The 20,838-nt window shown below is 72.5% G+C and carries 22 protein-coding genes; 14 read left to right on the top strand and 8 right to left on the bottom strand.

What is annotated here, in order from left to right:
* Positions 1-10: 10 nt before the first annotated feature.
* From VIG76_RS10285 to lnt, 6 genes are all read left to right on the top strand, one after another.
* On the top strand, positions 11-997 hold the full coding sequence (locus VIG76_RS10285) for a helix-turn-helix transcriptional regulator (protein WP_331953785.1): 987 nt from the start codon (positions 11-13) through the stop codon (positions 995-997).
* Positions 990-1,964, top strand: coding sequence for a helix-turn-helix transcriptional regulator (locus VIG76_RS10280; RefSeq protein WP_331953784.1), 975 nt, complete (start codon positions 990-992; stop codon positions 1,962-1,964). Before VIG76_RS10285 ends, VIG76_RS10280 begins: the two co-directional genes overlap by 8 nt.
* 93 nt (positions 1,965-2,057) lie before the next feature.
* Positions 2,058-2,309, top strand: coding sequence for a twin-arginine translocase TatA/TatE family subunit (locus tag VIG76_RS10275; RefSeq protein WP_331953783.1), 252 nt, complete (start codon positions 2,058-2,060; stop codon positions 2,307-2,309).
* A gap of 5 nt (positions 2,310-2,314) precedes the next feature.
* On the top strand, positions 2,315-3,106 hold the full coding sequence (tatC, locus tag VIG76_RS10270) for a twin-arginine translocase subunit TatC (RefSeq protein ID WP_331953782.1): 792 nt from the start codon (positions 2,315-2,317) through the stop codon (positions 3,104-3,106).
* Between the two features lie 26 nt (positions 3,107-3,132).
* Positions 3,133-5,571: a DEAD/DEAH box helicase gene (locus tag VIG76_RS10265; RefSeq protein ID WP_331953800.1), complete on the top strand. Its 2,439-nt coding sequence runs from the start codon at positions 3,133-3,135 to the stop codon at positions 5,569-5,571.
* Positions 5,568-7,214 carry an apolipoprotein N-acyltransferase gene (lnt, locus tag VIG76_RS10260; RefSeq protein ID WP_331953781.1) on the top strand — a complete coding sequence of 549 codons (1,647 nt, stop codon included), beginning with the start codon at positions 5,568-5,570 and terminating at the stop codon, positions 7,212-7,214. Before VIG76_RS10265 ends, lnt begins: the two co-directional genes overlap by 4 nt.
* Positions 7,215-7,267: 53 nt before the next feature.
* Here lnt and VIG76_RS10255 read toward each other — a convergent pair whose 3' ends face one another.
* The 4 genes from VIG76_RS10255 to VIG76_RS10240 form a co-directional block, all read right to left on the bottom strand.
* Complete coding sequence (locus tag VIG76_RS10255) at positions 7,268-7,639, bottom strand: RNA polymerase-binding protein RbpA (protein WP_331953780.1); 372 nt, start codon at positions 7,637-7,639, stop codon at positions 7,268-7,270.
* Between the two features lie 125 nt (positions 7,640-7,764).
* On the bottom strand, positions 7,765-8,493 hold the full coding sequence (locus VIG76_RS10250) for a glycerophosphodiester phosphodiesterase family protein (protein ID WP_331953779.1): 729 nt from the start codon (positions 8,491-8,493) through the stop codon (positions 7,765-7,767).
* 1 nt (position 8,494) lies between these two features.
* Complete coding sequence (locus tag VIG76_RS10245) at positions 8,495-9,496, bottom strand: SPFH domain-containing protein (RefSeq protein WP_331953778.1); 1,002 nt, start codon at positions 9,494-9,496, stop codon at positions 8,495-8,497.
* On the bottom strand, positions 9,493-9,996 hold the full coding sequence (locus VIG76_RS10240; protein ID WP_331953777.1) for an NfeD family protein: 504 nt from the start codon (positions 9,994-9,996) through the stop codon (positions 9,493-9,495). Before VIG76_RS10240 ends, VIG76_RS10245 begins: the two co-directional genes overlap by 4 nt.
* 65 nt (positions 9,997-10,061) lie before the next feature.
* Between VIG76_RS10240 and VIG76_RS10235 the strand changes: the two genes are divergently transcribed.
* From VIG76_RS10235 to VIG76_RS10200, 8 genes are all read left to right on the top strand, one after another.
* On the top strand, positions 10,062-10,841 hold the full coding sequence (locus tag VIG76_RS10235; protein ID WP_331953776.1) for an SDR family oxidoreductase: 780 nt from the start codon (positions 10,062-10,064) through the stop codon (positions 10,839-10,841).
* On the top strand, positions 10,838-11,287 hold the full coding sequence (locus VIG76_RS10230; RefSeq protein WP_331953775.1) for an NUDIX hydrolase: 450 nt from the start codon (positions 10,838-10,840) through the stop codon (positions 11,285-11,287). The genes VIG76_RS10235 and VIG76_RS10230 overlap by 4 nt, the downstream gene beginning before the upstream one ends.
* Before the next feature lie 11 nt (positions 11,288-11,298).
* Positions 11,299-12,516 carry an MFS transporter gene (locus VIG76_RS10225; protein ID WP_331953774.1) on the top strand — a complete coding sequence of 406 codons (1,218 nt, stop codon included), beginning with the start codon at positions 11,299-11,301 and terminating at the stop codon, positions 12,514-12,516.
* A 111-nt stretch (positions 12,517-12,627) separates the two neighbouring features.
* Entirely contained in the window at positions 12,628-13,962 is a 1,335-nt protein-coding gene (locus tag VIG76_RS10220; protein WP_331953773.1) for a DUF4397 domain-containing protein, read from the top strand.
* A 99-nt stretch (positions 13,963-14,061) separates the two neighbouring features.
* The gene (locus VIG76_RS10215; RefSeq protein ID WP_331953772.1) at positions 14,062-14,610 is read left to right on the top strand and encodes an RNA polymerase sigma factor; all 549 of its coding nucleotides are present in this window, start codon (positions 14,062-14,064) and stop codon (positions 14,608-14,610) included.
* The gene (locus VIG76_RS10210) at positions 14,600-15,343 is read left to right on the top strand and encodes an anti-sigma factor (protein ID WP_331953771.1); all 744 of its coding nucleotides are present in this window, start codon (positions 14,600-14,602) and stop codon (positions 15,341-15,343) included. The genes VIG76_RS10215 and VIG76_RS10210 overlap by 11 nt, the downstream gene beginning before the upstream one ends.
* 334 nt (positions 15,344-15,677) lie before the next feature.
* Entirely contained in the window at positions 15,678-16,106 is a 429-nt protein-coding gene (locus VIG76_RS10205; protein ID WP_331953770.1) for a hypothetical protein, read from the top strand.
* The gene (locus VIG76_RS10200) at positions 16,103-16,528 is read left to right on the top strand and encodes a hypothetical protein (protein ID WP_331953769.1); all 426 of its coding nucleotides are present in this window, start codon (positions 16,103-16,105) and stop codon (positions 16,526-16,528) included. Before VIG76_RS10205 ends, VIG76_RS10200 begins: the two co-directional genes overlap by 4 nt.
* A gap of 12 nt (positions 16,529-16,540) precedes the next feature.
* Here the strand turns inward: VIG76_RS10200 and VIG76_RS10195 are convergent, their stop codons facing one another.
* Genes VIG76_RS10195 through VIG76_RS10180 form a run of 4 tightly spaced genes read right to left on the bottom strand, consistent with a single transcriptional unit; the run spans position 16,541 to position 20,796 of the window.
* The gene (locus tag VIG76_RS10195; protein ID WP_331953768.1) at positions 16,541-17,638 is read right to left on the bottom strand and encodes a Gfo/Idh/MocA family protein; all 1,098 of its coding nucleotides are present in this window, start codon (positions 17,636-17,638) and stop codon (positions 16,541-16,543) included.
* Positions 17,635-18,393: a ThuA domain-containing protein gene (locus VIG76_RS10190; protein ID WP_414640634.1), complete on the bottom strand. Its 759-nt coding sequence runs from the start codon at positions 18,391-18,393 to the stop codon at positions 17,635-17,637. Before VIG76_RS10190 ends, VIG76_RS10195 begins: the two co-directional genes overlap by 4 nt.
* Positions 18,336-19,544, bottom strand: coding sequence for a Gfo/Idh/MocA family protein (locus tag VIG76_RS10185; protein ID WP_331953764.1), 1,209 nt, complete (start codon positions 19,542-19,544; stop codon positions 18,336-18,338). The genes VIG76_RS10190 and VIG76_RS10185 overlap by 58 nt, the downstream gene beginning before the upstream one ends.
* Positions 19,545-19,575: 31 nt before the next feature.
* Complete coding sequence (locus tag VIG76_RS10180; RefSeq protein ID WP_331953762.1) at positions 19,576-20,796, bottom strand: kynureninase; 1,221 nt, start codon at positions 20,794-20,796, stop codon at positions 19,576-19,578.
* Positions 20,797-20,838 lie beyond the last annotated feature (42 nt).

Genomic DNA, 20,838 nt, shown 5'->3' with positions numbered 1-20,838 from the left:
CGGAGGTCTGGTGGCGGTCCCGGTCTCCAACGAGGAGCGGCTCTTCAGCCTCGTCCTCGCCCTGCTCGCGACGGAGACGGGGCTGACGAAGGCCGACGTGCTCTCGAGCGTCCAGGGCTACCGGCAGCGCTACCGGCCGGGCGGCAACAACGCGAGCCTCGAGCGGCAGTTCGAGCGCGACAAGGAGGACGTCCGCGACCTCGGCGTGCCGCTCGAGTCGATCGAGCTGCCCGCGGACCAGGGCGCGTCCCAGTACACCCGGTACCGGATCCCGAAGGGCGCCTACGACCTGCCGGCGGACGTGACGTTCACCCCGCAGGAGATCGCGCTGCTGAACCTCGCCGCACTCGCCTGGCGCGAGGGCTCGTTGTCGGGGGAGTCCCGGCGAGCCCTGATGAAGCTGCGCTCGCTCGGCATCGACTCCGACGAGCCGCTGCTCGGCTACGCGCCCCGGCTGCGCGCCAGGGACGCCGCGTTCGATCCGCTGTCCGGCGCGATCGAGCGGCACCACCTGGTCCGCTTCGGCTACCTGAAGCCGGGCGACACGCAGACCCGGCGCCGGCAGCTCGCCCCGCACGCCCTCGTGCAGTTCGGCGGCCGCTGGCACGTCCACGGCACCGACCAGCGCTCCGGCGAGGCGCGCACCTTCCTGCTCAGCCGCATCGTCGGGCCGGTCGAGGAGACGTCGATCGACTTCCCGGCGCCGGAGGGCGACCCGGCAGCGGATGCGCTGGCCTCGCTCCGCGAGGAGACCGCCCGCAACGTCGCGCAGGTCACGGTGGAGCCGGGCTCGGACGCCGCGGCCCGTCTCGGCCGCCGCGCAGAGCCGGCGGACGACGGGCTGCTCACGCTGCACTACACGGACCTGCAGGTCCTCGCCGACGAGCTCGCGTCGTTCGGGCCCGAGGTGCTCGTCCACGAGCCCGCGGCCCTCGTCGCGGCGGTCCGCGAGCGCCTCGAGGCCGTCGCCGCGGCGCACGGAGGCACCGATGGCTGACGCCCAGCCGCAGCGCGTCCAGGACCGGCTCGCCTTCCTGCTCGCCCTCGTGCCGTACCTGCTCGACAACGACGGCGTCTCCGTGGGCCAGGCCGCCGCGCACTTCCACGTGCCCGAGCAGCGCATCCGTGAGGCCGTCGAGCTGATCGCGGTGTCCGGCGTGCCCGGCGACAGCCGGCAGTACCAGCACGGCGACCTCTTCGACATCGACTGGGACCGCTTCGAGACCGACGACGAGATCGCGATCACCCACCAGGTCGCGATCGACGACTCGCCGCGCTTCTCCGCCCGCGAGGCCGCGGCCCTGATCGCCGGCCTGCAGTACCTCTCGGCGCTGCCCGAGAACGCCGACCGCGCCACCATCGCGACCCTGACCGCGAAGCTGACCCGGGCCGCGGCCACGACCCCGGCCGCCGTCGGCGTCGAGGGGGAGGCGGACGACCGCCTGGGCCTCGTGCGCACAGCGATCGCCGGCAGCGCGGTGCTGCGCTTCGACTACCTCAACGGCCGCGGGCTCCGCGAGGAGCGGGCTGTCGAGCCCCTCCGCGTCGAGTCCGTGGACGAGTCCTGGTACCTGCGCGCCTGGGACCGCTCACGCGGGGCGCTGCGCACCTTCCGGCTCGACCGGATGGCGGAGGTGCGGATCGACCCGGACGCGAGCGCCGAGCGCCCCGACGACCTCGAGCTGCCCGAGCGCATCTTCCAGCCCTCCAAGCAGGACCTCACCGTCGTCATCGAGCTGGCCGAGGCGGCGGTGCCGCTGCTCGCCGACTACCTCGGCGACCGGCCGGTGCTGGAGCCCGCGAAGCGGCGCGGATGGGTGCGCACCCGCCTCCGCATCTCCCACCTGCACGGCTTGAAGCGGCTCGTCACCCAGCGATCGGGCCTCGTCCAGGTGATCGAACCCGAGGAGGCACGGCGCACCGTCGCCGACTGGGCCGCCGCCGGAGCCGCCCGATACCGGTGACCGAACCGATGCATCCGCTGCACCGAATAGCTGGACGAGCGGTTTAGACTCGGCGCCGAGCGGGCCCGATGAAGGGCCGGACAGGAGCACATCATGCTGAGTGGATTCACCGGATGGCACTTCGTCATCATCGCCGTGGTGGTGCTGATCCTCTTCGGTGGTGCGACGCGCCTGCCCATGTTCGCCAAGGGCCTCGGACAGTCGATCAAGATCTTCAAGAAGGAGGTCGACGAGGTCCGCGACGACAGCAAGAAGTCCCGTGAGGAGCCCGCGGAGCCGGTGTACTACACGGCCGAGCCGCCCAAGGAGTCCGCACCCCGGACGCCGGGCTCCACCCGGAGCTGAGGCGCGTGGCGAACGCCACGCAGGTCAGCAGCACCGACCGGCGGATGCCGCTGGTCGAGCATCTCATCGAGCTGCGGAAGCGGCTCATGCGAGCGGCGCTCGGCATCATCGTCGGATCGGTGATCGGTTGGTTCCTGTCGGACCAGATCCTGCTGCTCATGAGCGCGCCCATCAACGGCGCGGGTGACGGCCGGCTGGCGAAGCTGAACTTCACGAACGTCACGAGCGCGTTCGACGTGCGGTTCGAGATCGCGCTGATCGCCGGCATCGTGATCACGAGCCCGATCTGGCTCTACCAGATCTTCGCGTTCATCACCCCTGCCTTCACCCGCCAGGAGAAGAAGTTCGTCTTCGGCTTCTTCTTCAGCGCGGTGCCGCTGTTCCTCGCCGGCTGCGCCGCCGGCTGGTTCGTGATCCCGCACATCGTCGTGCTGATGATCTCGTTCGCGCCGGGCAACAGCGCCTCCCTGCTCGACGGCAAGGAGTACCTCGACTTCGCGCTGCGCCTCATGCTGATCGTGGGCGTCGCGTTCGTCCTGCCGGTCTTCCTCGTGATCATGAACTTCGCGCGGCTGGTCCGGGGGAAGACGATCTTCAAGGCGTGGCGGTTCGCGCTGCTCGCGATCACCCTGTTCACCGCGATCGCGACCCCGTCCGCGGACGTCATATCGATGCTGCTGCTCGCGATCCCGATGGTGGCGCTGTTCTTCGCCGCGGTCGGCGTCTCCGTGGTCCACGACCGGCGCCTGGACCGGCGTGAAGCGGCTGCACTGGCGGGCGCGGGTACCCTGGAGTAGTGCCGTCCGAACGGGCGTCGGCCGGCGTGACGCCTCCCTCGCTCTCACCCGCCGAACGCTACGCCGCGTCCCGGCAGCGCGCCGGGCACCCGGGGGTGCAGGCGTTCCGGGACCGGCTGGCCTTCGAGCTCGACCCCTTCCAGGTGCAGAGCTGCGTCGCCCTCGAGGACGGCGAGAGCGTCCTCGTCGCGGCCCCGACCGGGGCCGGCAAGACGATCGTGGCCGAGTTCGCGGTGTTCCTCTCCATGGGGACCGCGCACGAGAAGGTGTTCTACACGGCGCCGATCAAGGCGCTGTCGAACCAGAAGTACAACGAGCTCGCCGACATGTACGGGCACGACTCCGTCGGCCTGCTCACGGGCGACACGTCGGTGAACCCGCGCGCCCGGGTGGTCGTGATGACCACCGAGGTGCTCCGCAACATGCTCTACGTCGGCAGCGACCTGCTGACCGACCTGAAGTACGTCGTGATGGACGAGGTGCACTACCTCGCGGACCGCTTCCGCGGTCCCGTGTGGGAGGAGGTCATCATCCACCTCCCGCAGGAGGTGCGGCTCGTGTCCCTCTCCGCCACGGTCTCGAACGCGGAGGAGTTCGGCGACTGGCTGAACGCCGTCCGCGGTGACACCCGGGTCATCGTCTCCGAGGAGCGGCCGGTGCCGCTCGACCAGCACGTCCTCATCCGCAGCCGCCTCGTCGACCTCTTCGACGCGAAGCACGCGGCCGCGGGCGGGGCGCCGCGCCTCAACCCAGAGTTCGCGGAGATCACGCGGATCCCGAGCAGGACCCCGCAGCAGCACGGCCGGGGCGGCCCGCGGAACGGCCCACGCCCGCAACGCTTCGGGATGCCGCGCAGCGACGTGGTCGACCTGCTCGCGGACCGGAACCTGCTGCCGGCGATCTTCTTCATCTTCAGCCGGGCGGGTTGCGACGCCGCGGTACGGCAGGCGATGCGGGACGGCATCCGTTTGACGACCGCGGATGAGCGCGCCGAGATCCGCGAGATCGTCGAGGAGCGGTGCCGCACCCTGCTCGACGAGGACCTCGCCGTGCTCGGCTACTGGGACTGGCTCGAGGGCCTGCAGCGCGGCCTCGCCGCCCACCACGCAGGCCTGCTGCCGGCGTTCAAGGAGGTGGTCGAGGAGCTCTTCCAGAAGAAGCTGCTGAAGGTCGTCTTCGCCACCGAGACGCTCGCGCTCGGGATCAACATGCCGGCCCGCACCGTCGTGCTCGAGCAGCTCGAGAAGTTCAACGGCGAGGCGCGGGTGCCCATCACGCCGGGGGAGTACACCCAGCTCACCGGACGCGCGGGCCGACGCGGGATCGACGTCGAGGGGCACAGCGTGATCCTGTGGCAGGAGGGGCTCGATCCCCAGTCGGTCGCCTCGCTCGCCTCGCGGCGCTCCTACCCGCTGAACTCCTCCTTCCGGCCGACGTACAACATGGCGGTCAACCTCATCGAGCGGTTCGGCCGGGACCGCACCCGCACCATCCTCGAGTCGTCGTTCGCGCAGTTCCAGGCGGACCGCGCCGTCGTCGACCTCGCAAGGAAGGTGCGCCAGCAGGAGGACTCCCTCGCCGGCTACGAGCGCGCGATGCAGGACGAGACCGGCACCCTCGGCGACGTCACCGAGTACGCCGCGCTCCGCCGCGAGATCACCGAGCTCGAGCGGGCGGGCGCAAGGCCGGGCGACCAGTCCGCGAAGTCGCGCGAGCGCCGCAAGCGGGAGCTGATCGCCCTCCGCCGCCGCCTGAAGGCCCACCCAGCGCACTCCTCGCCTCGGCGGGACGAGCTGTCCCGCTGGGCGGAGCGCTGGTGGCGGCTGAAGCGGCAGACCGAGTCCCTGCAGGGGCAGATCGCCACCCGCACCGGTGCGGTGGCCCGCATCTTCGACCGGGTGACGGAGGTGCTGATCGACCTCGACTACCTGCGGGTCGTCGACGACGGCCGGGTGGTCATGACGAAGCACGGCGGCATGCTCGCCCGCATCTACGGCGAACGCGACCTGCTGCTCGCCGAGAGCCTCCGCCGCGGCGTCTGGCACGGCCTCGACGTCCCCGCGGTCGCGGCGCTCGCGACCACGTTCGTGTTCGAGCCCCGCCGCGAGGAGGGCATCGTGAACGAGCGGTGGCTCCCGAAGGGCCCGTTCCGCGACGCCTGGAACCGGCTCGAGGGCCTCTGGGAGCGCCTCGACGACCTCGAGCGCTCGCAGAACCTGCCGGGCTCCGACCGGCCGTCGGTGGGACTCGTCAGCGCCATGCACCGCTGGGCGCGTGGCGGCGCCCTCGACGCCGTGCTCCGCGAGGCGGACCTGCAGGCCGGCGACTTCGTCCGCTGGACCAAGCAGGTGATCGACCTGCTCGACCAGGTGTCGCAGGTCGCCGAGGGCCAGACGTCCCGCACCGCCCGGCAGGCGCTCGACGCCATCCGGCGGGGGATCGTCGCCTACTCGAGCGTCCAGTGACCGCGCTCGAGGAGCGACCCCCGGCACCGCCCGTCACGGGGGTGCCGCCCATGCGTCCCCGGCGGCGACGCCGGCCGGTCGCCGATCGACCCCCGTACGCCCTCGCGCTGCTGCCCGCGCTGCTGCTGTCCGCGCTCTCCGGCTGGATCTACGCGTTCGCGTTCCCGGCCCCGAACGTGTGGGTGCTCGCCTTCGTCGGGGTCGGCGGCATCCTCGCCGCCCTTCGCGGTCGCGGCTTCTGGAGCGGCGTGCTCGTCGCGCTCGCGGGCGGCCTCGCCTTCTGGTTCACCCTGATCGGCTGGGTGACCCTGTTCCTCGGGGCGGCGCCGCTGCTCGCCCTCGGCACCCTGCAGGCGATCGAGCTGGCGATCGGCGGGGGCCTCATCGCGCTCGTGTACCGGTCCGTGCCGCTTTTGTGGCCGTCGCGGTGGGGGCGGATCGGCGTCACCCCGCTGCTCGTCGCCGCGGCATGGACGTGCCGCGAGGTCGTCGCCGGCACCGCGCCCTACGGCGGGTTCGCCTGGGGCAGGATCGCGCTCAGCCAGTCGACCAGCCCGTTCGCGCCGCTCGCCGCCTGGTTCGGGCTGTCCGGGCTGTCGTTCGTGCTCGCCTGGCTCACCGCGTTCGCGCTCGCCTGCCTCACCGAGCCCCGCGGCGGCTTCGCCCCGATCGGGCCGCGCCCCGGCAGCGAGCACCTGCTCCCGCGCCTGCTGGCGATCGCCGTCGCGGCCGGCCTGCTGCTCGCGATCCCGCCGTTCCGGCCCACGGAAGCGGGGGTGATGCGGATCACGTCGGTGCAGCCGGACACGCACGCCGGCTACTTCGACCGGCAGAACGATCCCGCGAAGAACCTGGCCACCACCGCCGCAGCATCGCTGCAGGCGGCCGGGAAGGGCAGCCAGCTCGTCGTCTGGCCGGAGGGGTCGAGCGAGAACGACCCCTACTCGAACCCCGCGATCCTGCAGACCTTCAACAGCGTCAGCGTGCTGACCGGCGCGCCCCTGCTCGCGGGGGCGATCACGCAGCGGGACGGCCGGTTCTACAACTCGTCGCTGCTGTGGGAGGCGAACCGGGGGATCGCCGCGATCTACGACAAGGTGCATCCGGTCCCGTTCGGCGAGTACGTGCCGGACCGCGCGTTCTGGACGCCGTTCGCGCCCGACCTGCTGAAGCTCATCGGGCGGGACTACACGCCCGGCACCCGATCGTCGGTGATGAAGGTCGGCACCGTGCCAGTCGGCGTGGACATCTGCTTCGACATCGTCGACGACGGGCTCATCACCGGATCGGTCGCGGACGGTGCGCAGGTGCTCGTCGCGCAGACGAACAACGCCGACTTCGGGCACACCGAGGAGAACCAGCAGCAGCTCGCGATCGCGCGGCTCCGGGCGATCGAGACCGGCCGTTCGGTCGTCAGCGTGTCGACCGTCGCCTCGACGACGTTCCTCGACCCGACCGGCGCGACGATCTACGCGGCTCCCGGCTTCACCGCCGACGTGCACACCGACGTCGTCCCGCTCGCGGTCGGGACGACGCCGGCCGTCGCGTTCGGCGTCGCGCTCGGCGCCACGATCGCGATCCTCGGCGGCGTGCTGCCGCTGCTGCTCGCGCTCACGGCGCGGCCGCTCCGGCGGCGCCGCTAGGCGCACGAGAAAGGGCGGCCCCTCGGGGACCGCCCTCCGTCAAGAATCCCTCCTCAGGAGGCCTTCTTGTCCCCGGTCTTGCCGCGGCGCGCGCGCAGGTACTGCAGACGCTCCTCCAGCAGCTCCTCGAGCTCGGCGCGGGTGCGCCGCTCGAGCAGCATGTCCCAGTGGGTGCGAGCCGGCTTCGTCTCCTTGACGGTCGAGTCGGCCAGCGACCCGTCCGCCTCGAGCAGCTGCCCTTCCAGGCCCGACTTCGCGTTCGTCCAACGCTCAGGGATCTCGGCGTCGGCCGCGAACGTCACGGAGAACTCGCTTCCGTCGGCGGCGCGGTACTGCCGCACCTGCCGCTCCGAGAAGACGACCCCTTCCTCGCTCTGCATGCTCTGCGCTCCGAGCCGCATACCTCGAAGACTGCGATCCGCCATGTGTGAACCCCTCTCGTTCCCCGTCCTCCGGTATAACGGGCGTTCGGAGCGGGCACTTCCCAGGCTCGGTGATTCTCAGACCTCTCCCATGCAGGTCTCATCCCGCTGATACCCGGCGGGGGTCCTCAGCGGAGGAGAGCGGCGGCGAGATCGGGCCGGTCGGTGACCAGCCCGTCGGCGCCGCGAGCGACGAGCTCCCGCATCCGCGCGGGGTCGTTGATCACCCAGAAGTGCACCTCCACGCCGGCGGCGTGGAGGCGGTCGATCACGGGGGGCGCGGTCGCGTCGAGCCCCGCGAGGCGCTCGGGGATCTGCACGGCGTCGACGCCGGCGAGCGCGGCGCGCACCAGCGCGGTCGACCGCAACCGCAGGCCCACGACCGCGGCGGCGACCTGCTCGCTCGAGGCCGAGGTCGCGACGGGTCCGAGCCCGCGGAGGGCGGCACGGCGCCGCATGGTGCGGAACGAGGTGAGCAGCACGCGGTCCTGCGCCTTCGCGGCGCGCACGGCCGCGACGACGGGGGCGGCGGCGCGCGGGTCCTTCACGTCGATGTTGAAGCGGGCCTCGGGGAAGGAGGTGAGCGCGGCGCCGAGGGTCGGCACCGCCGGGTGCTCGTCCATGACGTCGACGAGGACCGTTCGCGCGATGGGCTCGGCCCATCCCGGGGGCTGCGCGTCGTGCGCGAGCACGGCGATGCCGTCCGCCGTGGCGCGCACGTCGGTCTCGAGGTGCGTCGCCCCCGCCTGGAGTGCGTCGCGGAAGGCCGACAGGGAGTTCTCGGGAGCCCTCAGCGCGAATCCGCGGTGCGCCAGGACTCGGGGAAGCGGCCCGTCGAACCAGGCGGTCCGGGTCACCTCAGGACGCGGTGGGGGCCGCCGCCGGTGCAGCGGCCGGGGCGGGCGCCGGCTCCGGGGGCCGGACCGACGACGGTGCGTCGGTCGTCGGCGCGGCCGGTGCCGAGCCGTCCGGCATGCCGCGCGAGAACGCGCCGCCGATGCCCTTCAGCGCCTCGGTGAGCTCGGACGGCACGATCCAGAGCTTGTTCGACGGGTTCTCGGCGATGCGGGGCAGCGTCTGCAGGTACTGGTAGGCGAGCAGGGGGCCGTCGGGACGGCCGGCGTGGATCGCTTCGAACACGGTGGTGATGGCCTTGGCCTCACCCTCGGCGCGGAGCACGCGGGCCTTCGCCTCGCCCTCCGCCTCGAGGATCGCGGACTGCCGCGCGCCCTCGGCCTGCAGGATGGCGGCCTGCTTCGTGCCCTCCGCCGTGAGGATCTGCGCGCGTCGGCTCCGCTCCGCACGCATCTGCTGCTCCATCGAGTCCTGGATGGAGTGCGGCGGCTCGATCGACTTCAGCTCGACGCGGTTGACCCGGATGCCCCACTTGCCGGTCGCCTCGTCGAGCACGACCCGCAGCTGCCCGTTGATGTTGTCGCGGCTGGTGAGCGCCTCCTCGAGGTTCAACCCGCCGACCACGTTGCGGAGCGTGGTGGTCGTCAGCTGCTCGACCGCGACGAGGTAGTTCGCGATCTCGTAGGTGGCGGCCCGCGCGTCCGTGACCTGGAAGTAGACGACGGTGTCGATGGAGACGACGAGGTTGTCCTCGGTGATCACCGGCTGCGGCGGGAACGAGACGACCTGCTCTCGGAGGTCGATCATCGGGCGCACCCGGTCGACGAAGGGCACGAGGAGGTTCAGTCCGGGCAGGAGCGTCTTCTGGTACCGGCCGAGGCGCTCGACGACACCGGCCCTGGCCTGCGGGACCACCCGGATCGAGCGCACGAGCACCACGATCACGAGCACGGCGACGAGGACCGCCAGCACGAGCACGAACAGCTGGACGAAGGTCGCGGTCACGGAAGGTCTCCTCGGGGTCGCGGCGCCTCGGCGTCGGCGGGGATGGGTGCGACCACGGCGGTCGCCCCGTTGACGGCCACGACCGCGAGGCGGGTGCCGAGCGGCACGTCCTCGTGCTCGTAGGACGGATGCAGCCTCGCGGTCCACGTCTCGCCGTTGTCGAGACGGGCGAGCCCGCCGCCGTCGGCGAAGCGGTCGACGGCCCGAGCCGGCATGCCGACGAGGGCGTCCACGTTCGTCAACGCGCGGGCATCCCCTCGGACGAGCCGACGCAGGAGCAGCGGGCGGGCGACGAGCAGGAGGACGGCGGACAGCGCTGCAGCCGCCAGGATCTGCAGCGGCCACGGGAGGCCGAGCGCCCAGGCGCCGAGACCGCCGACGAGGCTGCCGGCCGCGATCATGAGGAACACGAGGTTCAGGGTCAGCAGCTCGAGCACGACCGCGACGACCACGACCACGAGCCACGCGATCCAGGCCGAGCCGAGCAGATCAGGCACCATCACCGTCTCCTGACCGATTGGTCATCGAACGGTAGCACCGGGAGGCGGCCGGTAGTGTCGCACGGGTGACGAACCCTCCGACTCCGGGCTCCCTCACGGGGAAACGTATCCTGATCACCGGTTCCTCCCGGGGCATCGGCGCCGGTACGGCACGACTGCTGGCCACGGCCGGCGCCTCGATCGTCGTGAACTACCGCGACGAGCGGAAGGCCAGGCGGGCCGACCAGCTGGTGGCCGAGGTGACGTCCGCCGGCGGCACCGCCCTGGCGATCCGAGCCGACCTCACCGACGGGTCCGCGGTCGCCGCGCTGTTCGACCGCATCCGGCAGGAGTGGGGCGGCCTCGACGTGCTCGTGCTGAACGCCTCGGGCGGCATGGAGTCCGGGATGGCCGTGGACTACGCCCTGCAGCTCAACCGCGACGCGCAGGTGCGCGCCGTCGAGCTCGCCCGGCCGCTGCTCGCGCCGGGGTCCCGCATCGTCTTCGTGACGAGCCACCAGGCGCACTTCATCGCCACGACGCCGACCATGCCCGAGTACGAGCCGGTCGCGCGCAGCAAGCGGGCCGGGGAGGACGCGCTGCGCGCCCTTCTCCCCGACCTGGAGCAGGCGGGGATCGAGCTGGTCGTCGTCTCCGGCGACATGATCGAGGGCACGATCACGGCGAAGCTGCTGGAGCGGGCCAACCCGGGCGCCATCTCCGCCCGCCGCGAGGCCGCGGGTCGCCTCTACAGCGTGGAGGAGTTCGCGGTCGAGGTCGCGGCCGCCGCCGTCGAGCCGGTCCCGTCGACCCACACCCGGTTCGTCGGCGACGTCAGCGACTTCACGCCCGTCCCCGGCGAATGACCGAGCGCTCGACCGCGCGCCTGATCGTCGCGGACGAGCACGACGCCGTGCTCCTCTTCCTCACCTACGGGACGTCGCACGACATCCCTCCGCGCTGGATCACCCCCGGCGGGGGCGTGGATCCCGGCGAGGACTTCGCGGCCGCCGGTATCCGAGAGCTCCGGGAGGAGACCGGCTACGAGATCGACACGCTGGGGCAGCCGTTCAGGATCGTCCACGCGAAGGTCGAGCAGGCCTGGCATCCGTACGAGCTCGGGCACTGGGCGTGGTTCGCGCTCCGCACCGGCCGGTTCGAGCCGAGCGACGCCGGATGGATGCCGGACGAACGCGTCGACATCGTCGCGTCGCGCTGGTGGACCGCCGACGACCTCGCCGCGTCGGGGGAGCGGTACGAGCCCGACGACCTCCCCACGCTCATCCGGGAGGGTCTCGGCACCCTCGGGTAGCGTCGTCCCCGATGACCACCGAGATCCCGGCCCGTACCCGGACGGCGCCGGAGCTCGTGCGCTGGCGCAACGCCGTCTTCACCATCTTCGCCCTCGCCGGGTTCGGCTTCGCCACCTGGGTGAGCCGGGTGCCGGAGGTGCGGGACCTGCTGCACGCGAGCACCGACGAGATGGGCCTGCTGATCTTCGCGATCGCCGTCGGCTCGATCCTCGGCCTGCTCGGCTCCAGCCACCTGGTCGCCCGGATCGGAGCGACCCGCACGATCGCCTGGTGCTACTCCGTGGGGGCGGTCGCGATCGTCGCCATCGGGCTCGTCGCGGCCCTGGCGCCGAGCTTCTGGGCGCTCGCCGCGGCGCTCGCGGTCCTCGGCGCGGGCACGAGCACCACCGACGTCGCGATGAACCTCTCCGGGGCCGCCAACGAGCGGGCCATCGGCCGCACCCTGATGCCGCTCTACCACGCGGCGTTCAGCCTCGGCACGGTGCTCGGCGCGGGCCTCGGCGCGCTGCTCATCCTGATCGGGGTCCCGCTCGTCGTGCATCTGACCGCGGTCGGCCTCGGCGCGATCGTGGTCACCCTCGTGCTCGTGCGGTACCTCCAGCCCGCGGAGCCCGACTCCGACGACCACCCCGACGCGGCCGAGCACGGCTGGCGCAACCGGCTCAGCGTGTGGCGGGACCCGCGGGTGCTGCTCGTCGGCGTGATCGTGCTCGGGATGGCGTTCGCGGAGGGCAGCGCGAACGACTGGCTCGCTCTCGCGATGGTCGACGGCCACGGTGTCACGCACTCGGCCGGCGCCGCCATCTTCGGCGTGTTCGTCGCGGCCATGACCATCGGCCGGGTCGGGGGAGTGGTGCTGCTCGACCGGTTCGGCCGGGTCCCGGTGCTCCGCGCCTCCGCCGCGCTCGCGATCGTCGGGCTGCTGCTCGTGATCCTGGTGCCGAGCACCGCGGTCGCCATCGTCGGCACCGTGCTCTGGGGCCTCGGCGCCGCCCTCGGCTTCCCGGTCGGGATGTCCGCGGCCGCCGACGACCCGCGGAAGGCCGCGGCGAGCGTCAGCGCCGTCGCCACGATCGGCTACTGCGCGTTCCTGGTCGGGCCGCCGGTGATCGGGTTCCTCGGCCAGTCGATCGGCCTGCTGCACGCCCTCTTCGCGGTGCTCGTGCTCATCGTCGCGGCGGGCTTCGCCTCCGGCGCGGCCCGGCAGCGCCCCGCCGCGGAGCGCTGAGGAGACCACTCACAGCGTTTTGCCAGCGTCCGGCGCATCCGGATGTGGGCTCCCGGGGGAAGTAGAGGTGATGGCGGCGATCCGCCGCCCCTACCCTCCGAGGAGAAACCCGTGCGATTCCGTTCGCTCCTGATCGGCCTGACGGCCGGCGCAGTCGCCGCCGTCGGCGTCGTGGTGCCGGCGCAGGCCCACACGTCCCAGCATCCCGCCAAGGCCACGGTGTCGGTGCTGCACGCCGTGCCCGGCGTCCCGGTCGACGTCTACGTGAACCACCACCGCCTGCTGAACGACTTCCAGCCCGGCACCCTTGCCGGCCCCCTGCAGGAGCCGGCCGGCACGTACGTCGTCACGATCACGGCGGCGACCGCGACGAACGACAAGAACCCGATCATCGGGCCGCTCACGGTCCGCTTCGCCGGGCACCACGACTACACGATCGCAGCGCACCTCACCGCGAAGGGCGTCCCGACCGCCACCCTCTACGACAACAGCCTGAAGCCGACCGCCTGGGGCAACGGCCGCCTGATCGTGCGTCACGACGCCGCGGCTCCGGCGGTCGACGTCCTCGCCAACGGCGCGGCGATCGTCCAGGGCCTCACCAACCCGCACCAGGCCGCCCTCCAGGTCAAGGCCGGAACCTACAGCGCTGCAGTCGCCCTCGCCGGCACCACCAAGCCCGTCATCGGACCGGCGAAGCTCCCGGTCCCGAAGGGCAAGGACACGATCGTCTACGCCTGGGGGAGCGCCGCCGCCGGGAATCTCGCCCTCGCGGTCCAGACCGTGACGCTGCCGAAGCGCCGCCCGGCCACCGCGACCGTGTCGGTGCTGCACGCGGTGCCGAACACGCCGGTCGACGTGTACGTGAACCACAAGCGGCTGCTGAACGACTTCCAGCCCGGCACCTTCGCCGGACCGCTGCAGGTCAAGGCCGGCACCTACGTGGTCACGATCACCGGCGCCACGGCGACGAACGACAGGAAGCCGGTCATCGGGCCCCTGACGGTCCGCTTCGCGGGACACCACGACTACACGATCGCGGCGCACCTCACCGCGAAGGGTGCCCCGACCGCCACGCTCTACGACAACAGCCTGAAGCCGACCGCGTGGGGCGACGGCCGCCTGATCGTGCGTCATGACGCCGCGGCTCCGGCCGTCGACGTCCTGGCGAACGGCTCGGCGATCGTGAAGGACCTCACCAACCCGCACCAGGCCGCCCTCCAGGTGAAGGCCGGCACCTACACCGCCGCCGTCGCCGTCGCAGGCACCACCAAGCCCGTCATCGGGCCCGCGCAGCTCACGATCCCGAAGGGCAAGGACACCATCGTCTACGCCTGGGGGAGCGCGGCCGCCGGCAACCTCGCGCTCGCCGTGCAGACGGTCGACCTGCGTCACGGGAAGTGCTCCTTCTCCGGGATGCACGCCTACAGCGGCTCCGTCCGCTGGTGAACCGTCCGGGGAGCGGTCGCATCGGGCCTGACCGTTCCCCGGACCTCCCCGGCGTCCGCCAGAATGGGCGCCACGACGAAGGCGTGGCCTGGAGGCCGGATGAGCGAGGACGACGAGGATCTCCTCGTCGCGGCGTTCCTCGCCGGCGACCCCCGAGCGCTCGCCGAGGTCTACTCCCGCTGGTCCGCGCTCGTCCACACGCTCGCGCTCCGCTCGCTCGCCGATCCGGGGGAGGCGGAGGACGTGACGCAGCAGGTCTTCGTCGCCGCGTGGCGGTCGAGGGCCGGCTACGACCCGACGAGGTCACGCCTCCCGGCGTGGCTCGTGGGGATCACGAAGCACGCGATCGCGGACGCGATCTCCGCCCGCATCCGCCTCACCGAGCTGACCGACCGGCTCGAGGGGGAGGAGCGGGGCAGGCCGGAGACGGACCTGGCCGACCGCCTGCTCGTGGCCGACGAGCTGCAGCGGCTGCCGGCGGAGGCGCAGCGGGTGGTGCGCCTCGCGTTCTTCGACGGCATGACGCACGTCCAGATCGCCGACCGGCTGGGTCTGCCGCTCGGTACCGTGAAGAGCCACATCCGGCGCAGCCTCGCCCGGATGCGCGACCGCTTGGGGGTGAGCGATGCAGCAGCACGTGAACCCTGACACGCTCGCGCTCCTCGCCCTCGGCGAGGACGTCGCCGGGGCCGAGGAGCGAGCGCACCTCGAGGGCTGCCCCGAGTGCCGCGCCACCCTGGCGGCGATGTCGGGCGCCGCCGCCGTCGGTCGCACCACCCTCGGGCTCGAACGGCTCGCCGAGCCGCCGGCGCGCGTGTGGTCCGGCATCTCCGCCGAGCTCGGCCTGCCCGCCGACGTCGTCCCCGCCTCCGTCGCGCTGCTCGCGCCGCCGGGGGAGGGGAGCGGCCCCACGGCCGGCGCACCCCAGGTCGTGCCGCCACGACGCCGTCGCCGCCGCCTCGTGCTCGCGCTCGCCGCGGCGGTCGTCCTCCTGGCCGCGGGTATCGGCGGCATCGTCGCGACGGTCCAGCAGGCGGACGCGCCGCGGATCGTCGCTCGCGCCGAGCTCGCGCACCTGCCCGGCTGGGACGGCTCGTCCGGGCAGGCGAAGATCGAGCAGTACAGCGACGGACGGCGCGTGGCGGTCGTGACCACGAATCTGAAGCCGAGTGCGACCGAAGGTCACGAGGTGTGGCTGATGGACGCCGCAACGGGCAAGCGGGTCGGGCTCGGGTTCCTGAAGGGTGAGTCGGGGGCTTTCGTGCTGCCGGCCCACGTGGACCTGTCGACCTACTCGAACATCGACGTCTCGGCCGAGCCCCGTGACGGGAACCCGGCGCCCTCCGGCGCCTCGATCATCCGCGGACCCCTGGAGTCCTGACCCGGACGACGAGCAGTCTTCCGTTCCCCGGATGACGGCTGACCTGACATAAGAGGCATTATCGGCAGCGGAATCGAAGCCCCGTTCCAGCGCGCCGATAATGCGCATTATGTCAGGTCAAGCGTCGCGAGACAGTCCCTCCCTCCCGGGGGTTGCCACTCGTGGCGACTTCCGGTCTCGAGAAGTCACCACCAGTGGCAACCCGATCGGCTGCACCTCCAACTGGGGCCTGTCGGCTGTCCGCGGCGGTCGGTAGGTTCGGGGCACCACCACTCCCCCTCGGTACCGCCGGCGCCCCACGTCGCGGCCCTTCTCCTTCCCCCAGGAGCCCCCGATGTCCCAGCTCGGTTCGACGACCCGTTCCCTCGACCGCCACGACATGGCACGGCCGACCGGGGCCCTCGGGTTCGTCTGTCTCAGCGCGTACCTGACGATCCAGTTCGGCGTGCTCGGTGTCGTCGAGGCATCCGACTTCGTCGCCGCCATGGCGGTGTTCTCGGTCGGCGTCCTCGCGGGCGCGACGGTGCTGCACCTCCGCCTCGTCACAGCCGGACGGTTCGCCCAGGGCGCGGATGTGGACCGCAACAGCCTGTCGACCGTTTCGCTCCAGGTGCTCATCGCCTGCACGGCGCTCTCCTCCGTGGCGCTGCTCGCGGGACGGCCCGGCGACAAGGCGCCCGCCGTCGCGATGGCGATCACGGCCATCGTCGCGGGCGTCATCCGCGTCACGCCCGCCGCATCCCGGTTCCTCGGCAGCCGGTGACGACGACCGGCGCAGAGCGCCGGCACACGGCCGCGTCGGGCCAGGCGCTCTCCGCGCTGTACCTGACGCTCCTGTTCACGGTCGCCTCGCTGCTCGAGCGGGACGGCGTGCCCGCCGTCGCCGCCCTTGTCCTCGCCGTCATCGCGGCGTCCTTCTGGACGCGCCATCGGTTCCTCGTCCGCCACGGCCGGTTCGCGACGGCCCCGAACCGGCTCACGCCGAGGCGCGCATCCGGGAGCACAGCGATCGTCCTGGCCACGTTGGCGGTCATGGACGGCAGCGAGCCGCTGCTGCATTCCGGCCGCTGGATCGGTGACGGCCCGGCCTTCTTCGCCGCATCGCTCGCGACGGCATTGATCGCGGCGGTCGTGTGGCTCCTGCTCATCCGCCGCGACCTGCGGAGTGCCGCTCAGGCGTCCTGAGCGGCACTCCCCTCACCAGGTCGCGGGGTCGGCTCCCTCGGGCACGGCCTCCGGCCGGTCGACGGTCGTCTGCAGCTCCACGACGGTGTGCGTCTCGCTCGAGACGGTGACCGCGGCCATGATCTCGAGCACGTGCAGCGCGAGGTCGCCGGACGCCCGATGGGGCCGCCCGGTCTCGATCGCCCGAGCCATGTCGGCCAGGCCGGTGCCGCGTGCCGCGCCGGGGTAGCCGGCGTTGGCCGGAGCAGCGCGCCACTCCCCCGTCCCGGCGGTCCAGAGCTCGACCGGGTCGTCGAAGCGGTTCGGGTCGGGCACCGCGATGGTGCCCTCGGTGCCGTAGACCTCGAACAGCGGCCGCCTGGTGGCCCAGAGGTCGAACGAGAACGACACGGTCGAGACCGTCCCGTCGCGGTGCTCGAGGATCGCGTTCATCGACGTGTCCGTGGTGACCGGGACCGGCGCCCCGGCGTTCGGGCCCGTGCCGACGCTCCGCTCGCGCGGCGAGCGACGGCTCGTGCCGGACACGCGTTCGACCGGCCCGAACAGGGTGACGAGCGCCGTCAGGTAGTACGGCCCCATGTCGAGCAGCGGTCCTCCGCCCGGCTGGTAGTAGAAGAAGGGCGCCGGGTGCCAGCGCTCGTGGCCGGGGCTGCTCCAGGCGACCGCCGCGGACAGCGGCGCGCCGACGGCACCGTCGTCGAGCAGGCGGCGCGCGGTCTGGATGCCGGTGCCGAGCACGGTGTCGGGTGCGCTGCCGACCCGCAGGCCCCGCTCCTCGGCGAGGGCGAGCATCGGCGCCGCCTCCGCCGGGTCGAGCCCGAGGGGCTTCTCCGCGTACACGTGCTTGCCCGCGCGGAGCGCATCCGTGCCGACGGGAACGTGCGCGGCGGGGATCGTGAGGTTCAGCACGACGTCGACGTCGTCGGATGCGAGCAGCTCCGGCACCGTCAGCGCGGCGACGCCCTGCTCGGCCGCGACGGCCTTCGCGCGCTCGACGTCGAGGTCGGCGACGGCCGTCAGGCGCAGGTTCGACAGCCGCGGGAACGTCTCGAAGTACTGCTTGCTGATGACGCCGACGCCGATCACGCCGACGCGAAGCGGCGCGCTCACCGGGACGCCCACAGCAGGCCGCGCTCGATGATGGTGCGCACGTTCGGGTTCCGCAGGATGTCGACGTGGTGCCCTGGGGTGCACACGAAGATGCGCCCCTTCCCCCACTGCCGGGTCCAGACCGCCGGAGAGGTGATCGGCCGGTTCCACGGATCCCATGGCCGCGCGGCCTGCGTCGTGGTGGCGAGCACGTCGTTGTAGTCGTCGTGCAGCACCCAGTACTGCTCGGACACGAGGTCGAAGTCCTCGATGCCGGCGGTGATCTCGTGCTGCCGGCCGAGGTCGGTGATCTCGATCGTGTACGGCACGTAGTTGTCCGACTGGTCGCCGTTGCCGTTGCGCTCGGACGGGTGCTTGCCCGGGTGCTCGGCGAACTGGCCGCCGATCATCTGCAAGTACTGGGACGTGTTCCGGTAGGAGTCCGCGATGCCGCCGTGCCAGCCCGCCATCCCGGTCCCCGCCTCGATCGCCGCTCGGAGGCCGAGGAACTCGTCCATCTCGATGGTCGACATCGTCATCGTCTGCAGCACGAGGTCGACGGTCGCCATGTAGGCGGCGTCCGCGTAGACCTCTGGCGACTCCTCGATGCGCACCTGGAAGCCGTTCGACTCCAGGAAGGGGATGAACTCCTCCGTCGCCTCGACGGGTTCGTGCCCGAACCAGCCTCCCCGGACGACCAGTGCCTGCTTCGTGTCGCTCACGCGCCCATCCTCCGCTCCCCCGTCTCGGCGTCCGCCGAGTCGACCGTGGTCCATGCGCTGCCGTCGGCGGCGCTGCGCTCGACCGCGTCGAGCACCCGCTGCACCTGCAGCCCGTCGTCGAACGACGGCCTCGGCTGCCGCCCCGCGCCGATGTCGGCCACCAGGTCGGCGACCTCGTTCACGAAGCCGTGCTCGTAGCCGAGGCCGTGGCCGACCGGCCACCAGGCGTCCGCCCACGGGTGCACCGGCTCGGTCGCCTGGATGCGCTGGAAGCCGAGCGTCTCCTGCGGCAGCCTGGCGTCGTAGAACTGGAGCACGTTGGGGTCCTCGAAGTCGAAGGCGATCGCGCCGTCGGAGCCGGAGAGCTCGACCCGCAGGGCGTTCTTCCGCCCCGTCGCGAACCGCGTCGCCTCGAAGGAGGCGATGGGACCGCGGGCGAAGCGCGCCGTGAAGAGCGCCGCGTCGTCGACCGTGACCTGCCCGCGCTCGGTGCCGGCGACGCCCGAGAGCCCGCGCTGCTCGGCGAGCCGGGGCCGCTCGTGCACGAAGGTCTCGAGGATGCCGCTGACGCTGGAGACGGTGTCCCCGGACAGGTGCTGCGCGAGGTCGATGGCGTGCGCACCGATGTCGCCGAGGGCGCCGGAGCCGGCGAGCGCCTTGTCGAGGCGCCAGGTCATCGGCGCCTCCGCGTCGCTCAGCCAGTCCTGCAGGTAGACGGCGCGGATCTGGCGGATCTCGCCGAGGCGGCCCTGCTCGACGAGCCGCTTCGCGAGCCCGATCGCGGGCATCCGCCGGTAGCTGAAGCCGACCATCGCGAAGACGCCCCGCTCCGCGGCGGCGCGGGCGGCCTCGGCCATCCGCTCCGCGTCCTCGACGGAGTTCGCGAGCGGCTTCTCGCAGAGCACGTGCTTGCCGGCCTCGAGCGCCGCGATCGCGATCTCGACGTGGCTGTCCCCCGGGGTGCAGACGTCGACGAGCTGCACGTCGTCCCGCTCGAGCACGCTGCGCCAGTCGGTCGACGCCTCCTGCCAGCCCCAGCGGGATGCGGCCTGCTCGGTCGCATCCCGCCGACGGCCGACGACCACGCGCCGCTCCGGCGCGAGCGGCAGATCGAAGAAGGCGGGCGCCACCCGCCAGGCCTGGGAGTGCGCGGCCCCCATGAAGCCGACTCCCACCATCGCTACCCCGAGCGTGTCCTGCACCATCGCAGTCCTCCCTTTTGTTGCCGACCCCACCTTATCCGGTGGCGAGCTCCTCCCCCACGACCGAGAGTCCCGCGTGCACCTCGGCGAAGGATGTGCTGAGCGGGGAGAGACCCACGCGCAGCCCGTCGGGCGGCCGGAAGTCCGGGATGACGCCGCGCGACCACAGCCGTTCGACGAGGTGGCCGAACCGCGGATGGCCGAGCATCAGATGGCTCCCCCGCCGTTCGGGGTCGCGCGGCGAGTCGAGGCGCACGCCGAGCGGCGCGAGCAGCGCGTCGGCGACCTCGACCGCGAACGCGGTGAGCGCCGCCGACTTCGCCCGCACCGCGGGCATGCCGGCCTCGTCGAGCAGCGCGAGCATGTCGGCGATCGGCAGCATCCCGAGCACCGGGGGCGTGCCACTCGTGAACCGGCGGATGCCCTCGGTGGGCTCGTACCGCTCCCCCATCAGGAAGGGGTCGGCGGCGCCCAGCCAGCCCTGGATCGGCTGCCGCAGCTCGCCCTGCAGCCGGCGCGCGACGTAGACGAACGCCGGTGCGCCGGGCCCGCCGTTCAGGTACTTGTAGGAGCAGCCGGCGGCGAGGTCGGCGTCCCAGCCGTCCAGGTCGACGGGCACCGCGCCCGTCGAGTGGCTGAGGTCCCACAGCACGAGCGCGCCGGCGTCGTGGGCGATCCTCGTGATCGCCGCAGCCTCCGCCACATACGCGGAGCGGAATGCGACGTGGCTGAGCAGCACGAGCGCCGTGTCCGGGCCGGCCGCCCGGGCGACCATCTCCGGCGTCACGCCGCCGTCGTCCGGCGGATCGAGCACCACGAGCCGATGGCCCTGCTCCTCAGCGATGCCGGCGAGGAGGTAGCGGTCGGTCGGGAAGTTCGCCGAGTCGAGCACGATCTCGCGGCGCTCCGGGCGGGCGGCGAGGGCGGCGCGGGCCGCCTTGTAGAGCAGCACGGTGGTCGAGTCGCCGACGAGGGTCTGCCCGGGTGCCGCGCCGAGCGCGATCCGCCCGATCTCATCCCCGATCCGCTGCGGTTCCGCCATCCACGACTCGTCCCAGCCCCGGATCAGCCGGCCGCCCCACTGCTCCCGCACGAACGCGGCCATCCGCTCGGCGGTGACCGCGAGCGGGCGGCCGAGGGAGTTGCCGTCCAGGTAGGCGACGACGCCGGGAGCGGGCTCGAAGCGGCCGCGGAAGGCCCCGAGCGGATCGGCGTCGTCGAGCTCGGCGGCGCGTCTCGCGAGTTCGGTCGTCATAGGTGCTCCTCGAGATCGGCCGGCATCCGCCGATTCTGCCCC

The organism is Amnibacterium sp., from assembly GCF_036559085.1.
In the GTDB taxonomy this organism is placed as follows: Bacteria; Actinomycetota; Actinomycetes; order Actinomycetales; family Microbacteriaceae; genus Amnibacterium.
The sequence above is the reverse complement of the archived record's forward strand: the minus strand, read 5'-3'. Positions and strand labels throughout refer to the sequence as shown.

Coding starts and splice junctions, on each gene's coding strand:
- VIG76_RS10190 (WP_414640634.1), bottom strand. CDS start 18,393: ATGGACCACGGTCGACTCGGCGGACGCCGAGACGGGGGAGCGGAGGAT.
- VIG76_RS10230 (WP_331953775.1), top strand. CDS start 10,838: ATGACCGAGCGCTCGACCGCGCGCCTGATCGTCGCGGACGAGCACGAC.
- VIG76_RS10185 (WP_331953764.1), bottom strand. CDS start 19,544: ATGGTGCAGGACACGCTCGGGGTAGCGATGGTGGGAGTCGGCTTCATG.
- VIG76_RS10205 (WP_331953770.1), top strand. CDS start 15,678: ATGTCCCAGCTCGGTTCGACGACCCGTTCCCTCGACCGCCACGACATG.
- VIG76_RS10180 (WP_331953762.1), bottom strand. CDS start 20,796: ATGACGACCGAACTCGCGAGACGCGCCGCCGAGCTCGACGACGCCGAT.
- VIG76_RS10225 (WP_331953774.1), top strand. CDS start 11,299: ATGACCACCGAGATCCCGGCCCGTACCCGGACGGCGCCGGAGCTCGTG.
- VIG76_RS10215 (WP_331953772.1), top strand. CDS start 14,062: ATGAGCGAGGACGACGAGGATCTCCTCGTCGCGGCGTTCCTCGCCGGC.
- VIG76_RS10255 (WP_331953780.1), bottom strand. CDS start 7,639: ATGGCGGATCGCAGTCTTCGAGGTATGCGGCTCGGAGCGCAGAGCATG.
- VIG76_RS10275 (WP_331953783.1), top strand. CDS start 2,058: ATGCTGAGTGGATTCACCGGATGGCACTTCGTCATCATCGCCGTGGTG.
- VIG76_RS10240 (WP_331953777.1), bottom strand. CDS start 9,996: ATGGTGCCTGATCTGCTCGGCTCGGCCTGGATCGCGTGGCTCGTGGTC.
- VIG76_RS10280 (WP_331953784.1), top strand. CDS start 990: ATGGCTGACGCCCAGCCGCAGCGCGTCCAGGACCGGCTCGCCTTCCTG.